At 21.4% G+C, this 481-nt stretch carries 1 protein-coding gene; it reads left to right on the top strand.

What is annotated here, in order from left to right; genetic code table 11:
• Positions 1 to 159: 159 nt before the first annotated feature.
• Positions 160 to 477, top strand: a complete 318-nt coding sequence (locus RI68_RS00900; protein WP_017193374.1) for a malic enzyme-like NAD(P)-binding protein — start codon at positions 160 to 162, stop codon at positions 475 to 477.
• Positions 478 to 481 lie beyond the last annotated feature (4 nt).

Below are 481 nucleotides of genomic sequence, written 5' to 3'. Positions count from 1 at the left end.
TTAAACATAATGATTTATTTTAGAAATAGTTAGGTATGAATATAATATTTAAAATTATAATTTATTTTTTAATTGAGCAATACTTTATTTTATAGTTAACGGATATAGTTTAATTAAAATCAAAAGAAGTAATATTTAGCAAATCCTATTTCTTACATTATGCCAGATGAAGCCAAAAAGGGTGGAACTAAAGTGATTGCTATGGGCCGTTCTTATTTTCCTAATCAAATCAATAATTGTCTTTCTTTCCCAGGAATTTTTAGAGGCGTTTTAAATGTTAAAGCTACTAAAATTAACAAAGAAATGAAAAAAGCAGTTATTTATGCTTTAAAAAATATTATAAAAATAAACGATTTAAATGAGAATAACATTTTACCAAATTTTCTTAATAAATCAGTAGTTAAAGAAATTTCTTTATCAGTTGCTAAAGCAGCTAAAAAAACTAGTTGTATTAAAAAAATAAATATTATAAATTAAAAAA

It is taken from the genome of Vaccinium witches'-broom phytoplasma str. VAC (assembly GCF_000309405.1).
Lineage (GTDB): Bacteria > Bacillota_I > Bacilli_A > Acholeplasmatales > Acholeplasmataceae > Phytoplasma.
This window is presented reverse-complemented; position numbering and strand designations above follow the sequence as displayed.

Excerpts from the sequence above, each read along its gene's own strand:
- RI68_RS00900 (WP_017193374.1), top strand. The coding sequence starts at position 160 with ATGCCAGATGAAGCCAAAAAGGGTGGAACTAAAGTGATTGCTATGGGC.